We start from the raw sequence: 15143 nt of genomic DNA, 5'->3' as shown, positions 1-15143 counted from the left end.
GTGTCCGGGACACCGGACGCCGAGGCACTCACGCGGGGGCCTCCATCCAGATCACGCTGCCCAGCCGGCCGGTGGGCGCGCCGCGGCGATGGCTGAACAAGGTCGCGTCCTCGATAGTGCAGCGGGGATCCTCGGCAATGGCCCCGACCCCCGCCGCCGTGAGCTGGCGGCGGATTCCCGCGCGCAGATCGAGCCCGGGCGTGCCCCGCACGGTGGTGGTGGCGCTACCGGGCAGATGCGCCTCGACATCGGCGCGCATCTCGGCGGGCACCTCGTACTGCCGGCCACTGGCCGCGGGCCCCAGCAGCGCACCGATCCGTTCGGGCCGCGCGCCGGCGGCGATCATCGCGTCCAGGACTCGTCCCACGATCCCGATCCGCGCCCCGACCCGGCCGGCGTGCACCGCCGCGATCACGCCGGCTTCGTCGTCGGAGAGCAGGATGGGCACACAATCCGCGGTCAACACCACCAGCGCCAGACCCGGCCGGGCTGTCACCACTGCGTCCGTGCCCGGGACCGGTTCGGTGCGCGGGCCGTCGACCGTCGCCACGGTACGGCCGTGGATCTGATCCATCCAGATCAGATGATCGGTGGGCAGACCGAGCGAGGCGGCGAGCCGGGCGCGATTGCGCCGCACCGCTTCCGGATCGTCGCCGACATGGTCGCCGAGGTTGAACGAATCGTAAGGCGGCGCGGAGAAACCCCCCGCGCGGGTGGTCACTACTCGTCGAACCGTGAGTACCGGTGCCGCAGTCATGGTGTCGAGCCTAATAGCAACGGCCCGGGACGCTCCGCTGCCGACCACGGGGTGGCGTCCACGCGGCCGGACAGCCCGGTGGCCCGTACCCGCGCGCTGATCGGCGCGAGTACGGGCCACCGGGAGCGATCAGGATCGACCGACCAGATTCAGCGGCGCATGAAATCCGGAACGTCGACGTCATCGTCGTCGTCGGGCAGATCCTGGGTGGGCGGCTGCTGGATATGCGACCGGCTGTTGTGGGTCAGCGTCGGATCCACCGGTCCGCGACCGCGTTCGGTATCCCGGTAACTCGGGGCCGGCCCGCGAGCGACAGCCGAACCAGGGTCGGTCGCCCGCGAGGGCGCGGGTTCCTCGGAGTGCCCGCGGCCCGCGCCGAGTTCGGCGGTACGCGAATGGCCGAGTTCGGCGGTGCGGGTGGATTGCGCGGAGATCTCCGAAGGTCGCCCGGAACCCAGCGAACCCCGGCCGGCCGTTGTCTCGAAGGTACGCCGGGTCGGACCGCCACCGTCGAATCCGGCGGCGATCACGGTCACCCGGACCTCGTCGCCGAGCGAATCGTCGATCACCGTACCGAAAATGATGTTGGCCTCGATATGCGCGGCTTCCTGCACCAGCGATGCGGCCTCGTTGATCTCGAAGAGACCCAGGTCCGAACCGCCGGCGATCGAGAGCAGCACACCGTGCGCGCCGTCCATCGACGCCTCGAGCAGCGGCGAATTGATCGCCGACTCGGCCGCTTTGACCGATCTCCCCTCTCCGCGGGAGGAGCCGATACCCATCAATGCGCTACCGGCCCCGGACATCACACTCTTGACGTCGGCGAAGTCGACGTTGATCAGCCCCGGGGTGGTGATCAGATCGGTGATGCCCTGAACACCGTTGAGGAGTACTTCGTCGGCCGAGCGGAACGCGTCCATCAGGCTCACCGCGGCGTCGCCGAGCTGCAGCAGCCGATCGTTGGGGATCACGATCAGGGTGTCGCAGGATTCGCGCAGCAGGTTTATGCCCACCTCGGCCTGGTTCCCGCGCCGTTTTCCCTCGAACGAGAACGGCCGGGTGACCACGCCGATGGTCAGCGCGCCGAGTTTGCGCGCGATACTCGCCACCACCGGGGCGCCGCCGGTACCGGTACCGCCGCCCTCGCCCGCGGTCACGAAAACCATATCGGCGCCCTTGAGCACCTCTTCGATCTCGTCCTTGTGGTCCTCGGCGGCCTTACGGCCGACCTCGGGGTCGGCGCCGGCGCCGAGCCCTCGGGTGAGCTCCCGCCCGACATCGAGCTTCACGTCGGCATCGCTCATCAGCAGTGCCTGGGCGTCGGTGTTCACCGCGATGAACTCGACACCCTTCAGGCCCTGCTCGATCATTCGGTTGACGGCGTTCACACCGCCGCCGCCGATACCGACGACCTTGATCACGGCAAGGTAGTTGTGCGGGGGCGTCATGAGCTCTCGCCTTCCTTCGATCCCAAGTCTGTCGTTTTCGGATACCCGGTTCCGGTCCGCGGAATATCGATCCGCGGTCCGCGATCCGGACGAACCCTGAACCTCAACCATAGGGTTGGAGTTATGTCAAGTATCCGGCTGGTGCCGAACGCTATTCGCCGCCGTCGCGATCCGCTCGCAGGCGCGCCGAGACGAAAACCAGTTTCTTCGGCGAACGTGCTTCTGCTGGGACGCCGTGCGTCGTATCGTGAACGGTTGCCGTGCGGCCGGCGCCCACATCGTGGGACACCCCCGGCTCCCGCCGTGAGTATTCGCCACCGCGCGGTCGACCTGGGCCGTCGCGGCGCGCCGAACCGAACAGGGTCGAACCGAACAGGATTGCTGGAGTTCATTTTACCGTGACCAGACTGGGACTCGAGACGTCGAACACGGATCCCGGACGCGTCAGCAGCGGCAGCACCACCGCCGATTTGCGTTCGCCGTCCTCGCTGCTGCCCCAGAGTACCGTGCGACCGTCGCGCAATGTCAGCGAAATATCCGAGACGCTCTCGGCGTGCACACTCTCCACCTGCACCGCCAATTCCGGTGGCAGCACTGCGACCACGGCGATCGCCGCCCTGGTCAGGGTATCCGCGGTGCCCGGCCTGGCGGTCAGCAACTCCGGCACCCCGATCGGCGCGGGCTCGACGGCGTACTCGACCCCGTCCGCGTCGAGCAGATGCGCGCCGTCGGGACTGTCGTAGTACAGCACCGGAGTTCGTTCCTCGATCCGGACCCGCATCGTCGACGGCAGCACCCGTTGCACTCGCGCACTGCGGACTTTCGGAATGCTCGCCACCCGCGCGGCCATCGCGGCGGTATCGATCCGCAGAATCGACCCCTGATCCGGGAGTTGCAGCAGCTCCCGGATCTGATCCTCGGATATCGTGCCCGCTCCCTCGATCCGCACCGTCCGCACCGACAGCACCGGCGTGAACCAGGCCAGCGCGACGAACGTGATCACCAACGCCACCGCGACCACCGACCACAGCCGGAACCGCCGCAATCCGCCCACCCCGAACCGTCGCGTCCCGGACCGCACCCCGCGTCACCGCCCGTACTGCGGACGCGCGCGTAGTCCGTCCAAGATCTGGCTGCCGAGCATGGTGACATCCCCGGCGCCCATCGTGATCACCACATCGCCGGGCTGGGCGAGACCGGCGACCTGCCGGCCCACCCGCGACATATCGGGCTGGTAGTGCACGGGTTTGGCGACCGCCTGGGCGACGAGGGCGCCGTTGACCCCCGGCAGCGGTTCCTCCCGCGCCCCGTACACGTCCAGCACCACGACCTCGTCGGCGAGGTCGAGAGCCGAGCCGAATTCGGCGGCGAAAGTCGCCGTGCGGCTGTACAGATGCGGCTGGAAAACCACGATCACCCGGCCCCGGCGCGAACGGGCGCCGTCGCGGGCCTCCTGTTCGACCAATTCCGCGGCGGCGCCCAGAACGGCGCGGACCTCGGTGGGGTGGTGGGCGTAATCGTCGAAAACGCGGACACCGTTCTCCCGGCCCACGAACTGGAACCGGCGGTGTACGCCGCCGAAACCCTCCAGGCCCTGGATGATCTCGTCGATATCGGCGCCCGCGGCCCGCGCCGCCAGCAGCGCGGCCAGCGCATTGAGGGCCATATGCCGGCCCGGAACCGAGAGCCGCAGCGTGCGCGGTGCCGGTTCACCGGTGAGCTGGAACTGGGCGATACCACCGACATCGCGCGGCTCCCAGCTGTGCAGCCGGACACCGACGGGGATGGTCGCGTCGAGCAGATCCCCCGACCCGTAGCCGAGGACCCGGACACCGCGCTCGGCCAGGCGCCGCCCGGTCCGCTCGGCGAGCGCCCGCGCACCCGGATCGTCCAGGCACACCACGAGCAGGCCACCCGTGGCGAGCCGGTCGGTGAAATCGTCGAATACCTGGATATAGGCGTCGTCGGATCCGAAGAAGTCGAGGTGGTCGGATTCGATATTGGTGACCACGGCGACATCCGGGTCGTATTGCAGCAGCGACCCGTCGCTCTCGTCGGCCTCGGCGACGAATGTATCGCCGCTGCCGTGATGGGCGTTGGTTCCCGCCTCGTTGAGTTCACCACCGACCGCGAACGACGGATCCAGTCCGCAATGTTGCAGCGCGACGATCAACATCGAAGTGGTCGAGGTCTTACCGTGCGTCCCCGAGACCAGCAGGGTGCGGTGGCCTTTCATCAAGGCGGCCAGCACGGCCGGCCGCAGCAGCACCGGAATATCGCGGCGGTGGGCTTCGACCAGTTCGGGATTGGTTTTCGGGATGGCGGCGTAGGTCGTCACCACCACCGTCGGGCCGCCGGGCAGCAGGTCCAGCGCACCGGCGTCGTGACCGATCCGCACCTGCGCGCCGCGCGCCCGCAACGCCAGCACACCACGGCTCTCCTTGGCGTCGGAACCGGATACGGCGCCGCCGCGTGACAACAGGATCCGGGCGATACCGGACATCCCGGCGCCCCCGATTCCGACCATATGCACCCGGCTCAGTTCCGGTGGTAGTGCACCCGGCCCGGTGGGGACCGCGGTCGCCTGGTCCTCGCTCACCGGCCCGCCGCCCGCAGCACGATCCGCGCGACTTCGTCGGCGGCGTCGCGGTGGCCGGCGCCGGCGGCGGCGCGGCCCATCTCGGCAATGCGTACTGGATCCGTGAGCAGTGGTATCACCTCGTCGATCACATACTTCGCGGACAGTTCCGGGTCACCGACGATTCTGCCACCACCGGCGGCGACGACGGGTCGCGCATTGAGTTCCTGTTCGCCGTTGCCGTGCGGGAGCGGTACATACACCGCCGGCAGGCCCACCGCCGACACCTCGGCCACGGTCATCGCGCCGCTGCGGCAGACCACCGCGTCGGCGGCCGCGTACGCGAGGTCCATCCGGGAGAGATAGGGCACCGCGACATAGGGTGCGCGAGAATCCGCTGTCGCCACCTCGACGGTGTTCTTGGGGCCGTGCGCGTGCAGCACAGAGACACCCGCCGCGGCCAGTTGCGGCGCGGCACCGGAGATGGCGTCGTTGATCGAACGGGCCCCCTGCGAGCCACCGAACACCAGCAGCACCGGCCCCTCGGCGGGCAACCCGAAATGCTCGCGGGCCTGCGCCCGCAACGCGGCCCGGTCCAGTGAGGTGATCGCCGAACGCACCGGGATGCCGACGATATCGGCGGTCAGCCCCGAATCCGGGACGGCCGCGAGCACCTCGGCGGCGCGCCGGGCGCCCACCTTGTTCGCGATCCCGGCTTTCGCGTTCGCTTCGTGCACCACAACCGGGATCGCGCGCCGGCGGCGCAGCACACCGCGTCCGGCGGCGAGATACGCGGGCAACGCGACATATCCCCCGAACCCGACGACGACATCGGCGCCGACCGCGTCGATGATCTCCCGGGTCCGTGCCACCGAGGCACGGACGCGGCCGGGCAGCCGCAGCAGATCCATGCTCGGCTTCCGCGGCAGCGGCACCGGCGGGATCAGCTCGAGCGGATAGCCACGCTCGGGGACCAGTGTCGTTTCCAGCCCGCGCCGGGTACCCAGCGCGGTCACCCGGATCCGCGGGTCCAACCGGCGCAGCGCGTCGGCGACGGCGAGGGCCGGTTCGATATGTCCCGCGGTGCCGCCACCTGCGACGATCACCGATATCCCGTCCGCCCGGGCCGAATCCTGCCGCTCCGAACCCGCGGCGGCGGAATCCTGGTGGGTCCCGTCCTCGCGGGCGGGATCCTTGTGCGCCGAATCCTCGTGGGCCGAATCCTCATGGGCGGACTGAGGTGCGCTCACCTGTACTTTCCCCGTTCTCGTGCGTGTGTCACCGAATAGGTGGGTTCCCAGGCCCGGGTCGCTCGCAGCGTATCGGTACCCCGGCTGTTCGCCCGGGTGCGGGTACGCGGCCGGTCGTCGGCCCGGGACCGGTCACGTGGCGCCCCACCGGCGGGCCCTTGCCCGCTCTTACCCGGCGCGCCCGAGCGGGACCGGGGCGGATGGTAGACCTCCGGTTTGGGCAGCCGCAGGAACCGGCTGACCCGGCCGTCCTGTCCGGCGTGCAACGCCGCGACCGCCTCGGGTTCGTGCCGGGCGGCATTGGCGAGGATGCCGAACATCAGCAGAGTCAGCGACAGCGACGAACCACCCGCCGACACCAGCGGCAGCTGCAGTCCGGTGACCGGCAGCAACCCGACGACGTACCCGATGTTGATCAGCGCCTGCCCGGTGATCCAGGTGGTCGCGGTGGCGGTCACCAGCCGTAGAAAAGGGTCCACCGAGCGGGCCGCGATCCGCAGCCCGGTGTAGACGAACAGCGCGAACAGCCCGAGCACCAGGGCGCACCCCAGGAAGCCCAGTTCCTCACCGATGATGGCGAAGATGAAATCGTTGTGCGAGTTGGGCAGATAGCTCCATTTGGCCCGGCTCTGGCCCAGGCCACGACCCCACAGCCCGCCGTCGGCGAGCGAGTAGGTCGCCTGGCGGGCCTGGTAGTTGATGCCCTGCGGATCGTCGCCGGGATTGAAGAAGGCCCGCATCCGGTCGGAGCGATACCCGGCCGACAGTGCCAGGACCAGGGCCGCGATCGCACCGGAGGCGAGGATCGCGACGAAAAGCCGCATCGGCAGTCCGCCGAACCACAGCAGCGCCAGCAGCACGATACCCAGCGCGATGGTGGTGGACAGGTTCGGCTGCAACACGATCAACAGGCAGACCAGCAGACCGGCCGGAACCAGCGGTACCAGCAGATTCTTCAACCCACCCGGATCATTGGCCGCCCGGGCCGCGGCGCGCCGCGACACCAGCAGGTGCGCGCCCCACACCACGAAGGTCACCTTGACCAGTTCCGAAGGCTGGATCGAGAACACACCGAGGTCGATCCACCGCCGCGCCCCGTTCGCGTTGGTGCCGATACCGGGAATCAGAACCAGCACCAGTAACAGCACCGACACACCGAACAGCGGAAAAGAGGCCTGTCGCAGCCACCGCAGCGGGATGCGTAGCGCCAGGTAGAACAGCAGCGCGCCGATCACCGCGAACTTGGCCTGATCCATGAACAGTGAATAGGCCGAGCCGTCGTCGGCGTAGGCTTCCACGCTCGAGGCCGACAGCACCATCACCAGGCCCAGCACCGTGAGGAGGGTGGCGATGGTGACCACCAGGTGGAACGAGGCCAGCGGCCGCGCCAGCCAGGCGCCGAACCGGCCCACCTGTAGCTGTCGCATGCCGCGCGGTCTCATAACCGCCGCCCGAGGTCCTCGTCCTTCAGCTCCTCGACCGCGCCGGCGAAGCTGCGGCCGCGGTGGGTGTAATCGATGAACATATCCAGCGAGGCCGCGGCCGGGGCCAGTAGCACCGTATCGCCGGGGCCGGCGAACGCCGCTGCCTCACGCACCGCGCGGGCCATGACCGCGTCGGCGATATCGGTATCCCGCGTGCCGATGATCGCTTCGTCCATAACCGCCTGGCCCATGCCGGAATAATCCCGCGTATCCAGCTCGACCACGGGGACTTCCGGCGCGTGTCGCGCCAGTGCGGACGCGATCACCGGCGCATCCGCCCCGAACAGCACCACGGCGACCAGCCGATCGGCGACCTCCGCCACCAAGTCCTCGACGTGGGCGCCCTTCAACTGACCACCGGCCAGCCAGATCACGTGCTGATGGGCCAGGATCGACGACCGCGCGGCATGCGGGTTGGTGGCCTTGGAATCGTCGATGAAATCGACTCCGCCCAGTTCCCGCACCAGTGCCGACCGATGCGGCCCAACTTTGTGCTCCACCAGGCCTTCGCGCACGAATTGCGGTGCCACGTCGATGGCCCGGGTCAGCGCGGCGGCGGCCAGCGCGTCGGCGATACCGGCCGGACCGGGCGGGCTGATCTCCTTCGACTCGGCCAGGATCGCCGCCTTGGTGAACGCGCGGTCGAGCAGTTTCCCGTCGACCACACCGAGTTCTCCGTCGGCGGGTACACCGATCCGGAAACCGATGGTGCGGCGCGCCTTCGACCGGCGGGCCAGGCCGGCGGCGATCGGATCGTCGAGTCCGACGACCCCGATCCGGCCCAGCAGCGCCCGGGCCTTCGCCGCCGCATAGGCGTCGAGTCCGCCGTGCCAGTCCAGATGATCTTCGGCCACGTTCAGCACCACTCCGGCCTCCGGGCGCACCGAAGGCGCCCAGTGCAGCTGGAACGACGACAGTTCCACCGCGAGTACCTGGGGCCCGGGATTGCGGCGCAGCGCGTCGAGAATGGGCAGGCCGATATTTCCGCAGGCCACGCTGGGAATACCGGCGGCCCGCAGGATGGCGTGGGTCATCGAGGTCGTGGTGGTCTTACCGTTGGTGCCGGTCACCACCAGCCATTTGCGTACCGGTCCGTAGATCCGGGCCTGGTCGACCCACCACGCGAACTCCACATCACCCCAGACCGGGATCCCCTCGGCGACCGCCGAGGCCAGTACGGGCGAATCGGGACGCCAGCCCGGACTGGTGATCACCAGCGCGAACCGCGACCAGTCGGTGTTCTCCAGTTCGGGAGTGGGGGCGATATCGAGCCCCAGCTCGGCCGCTTCGGCCAGCGCGTGCGCGCCACTGTCGGTGACCACCGGGCGGGCGCCGATATCGCGCAGCGGTGCGATCAGCGAACGCCCCGAAACTCCCCACCCCGCGACCAGCACTTCGCGACCGCGCAGGAATTCCAGCATCGGCCCCGGCGAACGCAGGGCCCGTGGTACGTGCTCCTCCATCGTCAGCTCACCCGACCGCCGAGAGATATTCGCTGTAGAACAGGGCGAGTCCGGCCGCCGAGGCCATGGCGGCCAGCAACCAGAACCTGATGATCACGGTCGTCTCCGCCCATTTACTGAGCTCGAAATGATGATGGAACGGCGCCATTTTGAACAACCGGTTGCGGGTGGTCCGGAACACCGCGATCTGCAGTGCCACCGACGCCGCCTCGGCGACGAACAGCGCGCCGATGACGACCATCAGCAGCTCCGTGCGGGTGGTAACGGACAGACCCGCCAGCAGACCACCCAGCGCCAGCGATCCCGTATCGCCCATGAAGATCTTGGCGGGCGCGGCGTTCCACCACAGGAAGCCGATACACGCCGCGGTCCCGGCGGCGCAGACCAGCGCCAGGTCCAGGGGGTCGCGAACGTTGTAGCAACCGGTCTCGGGCTTCGTCTCGCACGAGTGGTAGTACTGCCAGAACGTGATGACCACATAGCCGCCCAGCACCAGGCTCATCGACCCGGCCGCCAGACCGTCCAGGCCGTCGGTGAGGTTCACCGCGTTGGACCAGGCGACGACGATGAAGCAGATGAAGGCCAGGAACACCACCACGCTCATGGTGACGGTGTTGATATCGCGCACATACGACAGTTGCCGGCCGGCCGGGGAAAGCCCGCTGCCGCCAGGGAATTGCAGGGCGAGCACGCCGAAGACAACCGCCGCGGTCACCTGCCCCAGATATTTACCCGCGGCCGTGAGCCCCAGATTGCGGCCCTTGCGGATCTTGATGAAATCGTCGATGAATCCGACCACGCCCAGCGCCGTCGCCAGCCCGAGCACCAGCAGCGCAGACGCCGTGGGCCCCTCGGCCTCGTAACCGATACCGATCAGGTGGGATCCCAGATACCCGGCCCACATACCGATGATGATCGCGACCCCGCCCATGGTGGGTGTGCCACGTTTGGACTGGTGGCTGGCCGGACCGTCGACCCGGATCTCCTGCCCGAAGCCGCGCCGGGCGAATATCCGGATCAGCAGCGGGGTCAACAAGATCGACACCGTCAGTGCGATCGCCGCCGCAAACAAGATCTGTCTCAACGCACTGCCTCCGTGCTCACCCCACCGGCGGCGCCGGCGCCGCCCGGTGCCGGCGTACCGGCACCCGTATTCTCTCCCGCGGCCAGCAGTTGCTCGGCCACGGCCCACAGTCCGACCGACTGCGATGCCTTCACCAGCACCACGTCACCCGCTTCGACTTCGGCGTCGAGCAGTTGTACGGCCGCTTCGATATCCGGGACGAGCACCGACTCCTCACCCCATGAGCCTTCCATGACCGCTCCCTGGTGCATGCCCCGGGAGGGCCGTCCGGTGCCGACCACGATCAGCCGGTCCACATCGAGCCGGACGGCCAGGCGGCCGATCGCGTCGTGTTCCACCACCGATTCCGGGCCCAATTCGGCCATTTCACCGAGTACCGCCCAGCTGCGGCGCGGCGTGTCACCGGCCCGCGCCATGGTGACCAGCGCCTTCAGCGCGGCTCGCATGGAATCCGGGTTGGCGTTGTAGGAATCGTTGATCACCGTGACCCCGTTGGTACCGGTGCGCACATCCATCCGGCGCGCCGACGCCGCGCGGGCACCGGCCAGCGCGGTCGCGAGGGTGTCGAGATCCGCACCGCACTCCAGCGCCACCGCCGCGGCCGACAGCGCGTTACCCACCTGATGTTCGCCGTGCACCGCCAAGGTGATGTCGCGATCACCCGCGGGCGTGTGCAGGGTGAACGAGGCACGGGCCCGGTCGTCGAGAGTGACCCCGCTCGCGCGGATCTGCGCGCCGGCGGCGTGGCCGACCATGACCACCCGCGCGGCTGTCCGGGAGGCCATCGCGCTCACCTGGTTGTCGTCGGCGTTGAGGACGGCCAGCCCGGTTTCCGGCAGGGCTTCCACGAGTTCACCCTTGGTCCGGGCGATCGCCTCCCGGCTGCCGAACTCACCGAGATGCGCGGTCCCGACATTGAGCACCACACCGACAGTCGGTGGCGCCACCCGCGCGAGCGCGGCGATATGACCGGGGCCGCGGGCCGACATCTCCAGCACCAGGAACCGGGTGCTCGGATCGGCGCGCAGGGCGGTCCACGGATGGCCGAGTTCGTTGTTGAAGGATCCGGGCGGGGCGACCACCGGGCCCAGCGGCGCCAGCACCGCCGCCAGCAAATCCTTCGTCGAGGTTTTGCCCGACGAACCGGTCACACCCACCACGGTCAGCCCGCCGGCGGCCACCAGCCGGGAGACGCTTTCACGGGCCAGCGCGGCCAGCGCGTCCAGCACCGCGGCGCCGGCTCCGGTCGAATCATGGCTGAGCGCCAGCGACCTCGACGGCACCACATCGGACGCGGGTGACACGACAATGGCGGGCACACCCACGGGACGGGCGGCCAGTACCGCGACCGCGCCCGCCTCGACCGCCGCGGCCGCGTAATCATGGCCGTCCACACGCTCGCCCGGCAGTGCGAGGAAGATATCGCCGGGACCGATACGGCGCGAATCGAATTCGATCGAACCGGTCACCCGCATCTCCGGGTCACCGATATCGTGCAGCTGTCCGCCCACGACCTCGGCGATATCCCGCAGTGTCATTTCGATCATGAAACTGTCAAGTCCTCCGCGCCCGCCGGCCACGAACCGTTGCCCGATCCCCCGGAACCGTGCGGCCGTGTCGAATCGATCGCCGCCGCGAGTACCCCGCGGTCGTCGAACGGATATTTCACCCCGTTGATCTCCTGCCCTGTTTCGTGACCCTTACCGGCCACCAGCACCGCGTCACCGGCACCTGCCCAACCGACCGCGGCCTCGATCGCCGCGGTCCGATCGCCTATATCGCGCACCTCGCCGCGCTGTTCCTCGGGCACGCTCTGTGTGCCCGCCACCAGCGCCGCGCGGATCGCGGCGGGGTCTTCGGTGCGGGGATTGTCGTCGGTGAGGATCACCAGATCCGCGCCGCGCGCCGCCGCCGCACCCATCAGTCCGCGCTTACCGGGGTCACGATCACCACCGGCGCCGACCACAACAGCCAGCCTGCCTCCGCTGCCCGCGGCGGCGAGGTGGGCACGCAGGGTCGCGATCACCGATTCCACAGCGGCCGGTTTGTGCGCGTAGTCCACCAGCGCGAGGAAATCCTGCCCACGCTCCACCCGCTGCATCCGGCCCGGCACGTCCACGGCAGCCAGCGCGGGCGCCGCCGACGCGGGCTCGACCCCCGCCGCCGCGCACACCGCGAGCGCGAGCAGACCGTTGGCGACGTTGTAGTCGCCGGGCAGCCGCAACCGCACGGGGGTCTCCCCCTCGGGGCCCACGGCGGTGAATTCCTGTTCACCGCCGTGCGCGCGCGCCGGACCGGCCAGCGACCAGTCCGCGGGCCCGGTCGTGCAGACCCGGACCGGCTCGGCCAATCCGTCGGCGAGACGCCGGCCCCAGGCATCGTCGATATTCACCACCGCGGTGCGCGCGGCCACCGGCGAATCGGATTCGAACAACCGGCGTTTGGCAGCGAAATAGTCTTCGAAATCGGCGTGGAAATCGAGATGGTCCTGGGAGAGGTTGGTGAACGCGCCCACCGCGAACCGCACGCCGTCCACCCGGCCGAGCGCCAGCGCGTGACTGGACACCTCCATCACCACCGCGTCCACACCCTGTTCCACCATCAAGGCGAAAACGGCGTGCAACTGCGGCGCTTCCGGAGTGGTGAGCGCACTGGGTACGCGGCGGCCACCGATCCGGGTCTCGATGGTGCCGATCAGCGCCGTGGACCGGCCCGCGGCGGCCAGCCCGGCCTCGACCAGGTACGAGGTGGTCGTCTTTCCGGAGGTGCCGGTGATCCCGATGATCGACAACCGCTCGGACGGATGACCGTAGATCGCTGCCGACAGCTCGCCCAGGACCGCGCGCGGATTCTCCCGCACCAGCACCGGCACGCCGAGCTCACCGGCGGTCTCGGCGCCCGCGGCATCGGTCAGCACCGCGGCGGCACCCCGCGCCACCGCATCGGCTGCGAATCGTGCGCCGTGCGCACGCGCACCCGGTAGCGCGGCGAACAGATCGCCGGGTAGTACCGCGTCGGAGCGCTGTTCGATACCGGTGATCCGCAGGTCGGCGGGCACCGGCGACCGAGGGTCGGCGGCGATCGTTTCCAGCAGATCGGACAAGGGTGTCGACGGCGGCCGGGCGGGCCGCAGCACGTTCTGGCTGGACTGCGCGGGCACGGGGTTCCTCTCTGCGTGATGAAGCGCGCGGATACGACGACGAGTCAGGGTACCGACGCCGGGTCTCGGCCGGTGCAGCCGGTTCGCCGAATCACGACGCCTGCAGGACGAACTGCCGTTGCGGTTCACTCGACGGCGGTATGCGGTCCCGCTGCAACGCCCAGGACGCGATATCGTGGAACAGCGGCGCGGCCGACTGCCCACCGCCACCGTCGGAGCTGCGTACCGGCGCATCCAGCATCAATCCGATCACATAACGCGGATCGTCGGCGGGTGCGATACCGGTGAAAGTGATCCAGTACGAATCGCTCGAATAGCAACCGCAGTCCGGGTTCACCTTCTGCGCCGTTCCGGTTTTCCCGGCGATCCGGTAGCCGTCCACCGCCGCGGCCGCGCCGGTACCCATCTGAACGCCGGTCGGGTCGTTCTGGACCACCGACTGGAACATCGACCGCACGGTGCGGGAGGTCTGCGGGCTCACCACCCGGACGCCCTCGGGCGCCGGCTCCTCGGTCCGCGAACCGTCCGGCGCGACGGTGGCGCGCACAATCCGCGGCGGTACCCGCACACCGTCGTTCGCAATAGCCTGATACATACTCGCCATCTGCAATGTGGTCATCGAAAGGCCCTGCCCGATAGGCAGATTCGCGAATGTACCACCGGACCACTGGTCCCGGGCGGGCACCAGGCCCGAACTCTCCGCGGGTAACCCGACCTCGGTCCGCCGGCCCAGGCCGAACCGCTCGAGCATATCCGCGTACCGATCCTCGCCGACGCGCTGTGCCAGCATGAGAGTGCCGACATTGGAGGATTTGCCGAAGATCCCGGTGGTTGTGTACGGCGCGACGCCGTGTTCCCAGGCGTCACCGACCGTCACCCCCGACATCTGGATCCGGCCGGGCACCTGGTGCACCTCGTTCGGGTCGGTGAGACCGTATTCGATCGCGGCCGCGGCGGTCACCACCTTGTTCACCGAACCGGGTTCGAAAGGCTGGGTCACCGAGGGATTGTCGAGCCCCGCGGGGTCCCAGTGCTCCGGCCCGAGTGCCGGATTGAACGTATTGTCGTTGGCCATGGCCAGCACCTGGCCGGTTTTGGCGTCCAGGACCACCGCGGAGGCCGATTTCGCACCCGAGCGGTCCTTGGCCTGCTGGGTCTGCTGCTGCACGTAGTACTGCAGATACGAGTCGAGGGTGAGCTCGATATCGTTTCCGTCCACCGCGGGCTGGCGGTCGCGCCAGCTCCCCGGGATCACCGCGCCGTCGGAGCCGCGATCGTAGGTGTACGAGCCGTCCGTACCGGCGAGGACCGAATCCAGGGCCCCCTCCAGCCCCACCCGGCCGTGCCCATCCCAGCCGGTGGCCCCGACGATATTGGCCGCGAGCGAACCGCCCGGGTATTCGCGCAGATCCTGCCGCTCCGCCCCGACCTCGGGAAATTCGGCGGTGATCGCGTCGGCCTTGCGGGGGTCGACATTGCGGGCCAGATACACGAACGTATCGTCGCCGCGCAATTTTGCCAGCAGTTCCGCTTCGCTCGGGCCGTCGGAGCCGAGCACACGGTGCACGGTGCGCGCGATGTCCTGAAGCCGCTTATCGGGTTCGGGCGCCGAATCGTCCTTGGCCCGCGCGTCCGCGAGATCCTTACGCACCCGGACCGGCTGGAAACTCAGCGCCTGGGCGATAACGGTGAGCGCCAGCGATTTCCCGTGCCGATCGGTGACTGTCCCGCGGGTGGCGGGCAGATCCTGATAGGTGGTCCGCTGGCCGGCCGCCTGTGCCGACAGTACCGGCGCGGAAATGGTCTGTATATACAGCAGTTGCACTGCCACCACGGTCAACGCGATGAACATGATCACCCGGCCGACACCCAGCCGGAGCCGCACCGGGCCGTCCTTCTTCGCACCGGTCCGCGCCCGC

At 69.1% G+C, this 15143-nt stretch carries 11 protein-coding genes; all 11 read right to left on the bottom strand.

Features of this window, described 5'->3' with window-relative positions:
- Window positions 1-28: 28 nt before the first annotated feature.
- Window positions 29-757, bottom strand: a complete 729-nt coding sequence (gene pgeF / locus ABZ827_RS12240; protein ID WP_357236248.1) for a peptidoglycan editing factor PgeF — start codon at window positions 755-757, stop codon at window positions 29-31.
- 149 nt (window positions 758-906) lie between these two features.
- Window positions 907-2205: a cell division protein FtsZ gene (ftsZ, locus tag ABZ827_RS12235; protein ID WP_357236246.1), complete on the bottom strand. Its 1299-nt coding sequence runs from the start codon at window positions 2203-2205 to the stop codon at window positions 907-909.
- 388 nt (window positions 2206-2593) lie between these two features.
- Complete coding sequence (locus ABZ827_RS12230) at window positions 2594-3286, bottom strand: FtsQ-type POTRA domain-containing protein (protein WP_357236244.1); 693 nt, start codon at window positions 3284-3286, stop codon at window positions 2594-2596.
- Between the two features lie 6 nt (window positions 3287-3292).
- Complete coding sequence (gene murC, locus ABZ827_RS12225; RefSeq protein WP_357236644.1) at window positions 3293-4732, bottom strand: UDP-N-acetylmuramate--L-alanine ligase; 1440 nt, start codon at window positions 4730-4732, stop codon at window positions 3293-3295.
- A 68-nt stretch (window positions 4733-4800) separates the two neighbouring features.
- Window positions 4801-5895, bottom strand: coding sequence for an undecaprenyldiphospho-muramoylpentapeptide beta-N-acetylglucosaminyltransferase (gene murG / locus ABZ827_RS12220; RefSeq protein ID WP_357236643.1), 1095 nt, complete (start codon window positions 5893-5895; stop codon window positions 4801-4803).
- A 134-nt stretch (window positions 5896-6029) separates the two neighbouring features.
- Window positions 6030-7460: a putative lipid II flippase FtsW gene (gene ftsW / locus ABZ827_RS12215; RefSeq protein WP_357236242.1), complete on the bottom strand. Its 1431-nt coding sequence runs from the start codon at window positions 7458-7460 to the stop codon at window positions 6030-6032.
- 11 nt (window positions 7461-7471) lie between these two features.
- Window positions 7472-8938, bottom strand: coding sequence for a UDP-N-acetylmuramoyl-L-alanine--D-glutamate ligase (gene murD / locus ABZ827_RS12210; RefSeq protein ID WP_357236641.1), 1467 nt, complete (start codon window positions 8936-8938; stop codon window positions 7472-7474).
- 49 nt (window positions 8939-8987) lie between these two features.
- Complete coding sequence (gene mraY / locus ABZ827_RS12205) at window positions 8988-10064, bottom strand: phospho-N-acetylmuramoyl-pentapeptide-transferase (protein ID WP_357236240.1); 1077 nt, start codon at window positions 10062-10064, stop codon at window positions 8988-8990.
- Window positions 10061-11611, bottom strand: coding sequence for a UDP-N-acetylmuramoyl-tripeptide--D-alanyl-D-alanine ligase (gene murF, locus ABZ827_RS12200; RefSeq protein ID WP_357236239.1), 1551 nt, complete (start codon window positions 11609-11611; stop codon window positions 10061-10063). Before murF ends, mraY begins: the two co-directional genes overlap by 4 nt.
- Complete coding sequence (locus ABZ827_RS12195) at window positions 11608-13224, bottom strand: UDP-N-acetylmuramoyl-L-alanyl-D-glutamate--2,6-diaminopimelate ligase (protein WP_357236238.1); 1617 nt, start codon at window positions 13222-13224, stop codon at window positions 11608-11610. The genes murF and ABZ827_RS12195 overlap by 4 nt, the downstream gene beginning before the upstream one ends.
- 91 nt (window positions 13225-13315) lie before the next feature.
- A complete protein-coding gene (locus ABZ827_RS12190; protein ID WP_357236640.1) occupies window positions 13316-15076 on the bottom strand; it encodes a penicillin-binding protein 2 in 1761 nt (586 codons plus the stop codon).
- Window positions 15077-15143 lie beyond the last annotated feature (67 nt).

The organism is Nocardia sp. NPDC019395 (assembly GCF_040632335.1).
Classification (GTDB): Bacteria; Actinomycetota; Actinomycetes; order Mycobacteriales; family Mycobacteriaceae; genus Nocardia.
This window is presented reverse-complemented; position numbering and strand designations above follow the sequence as displayed.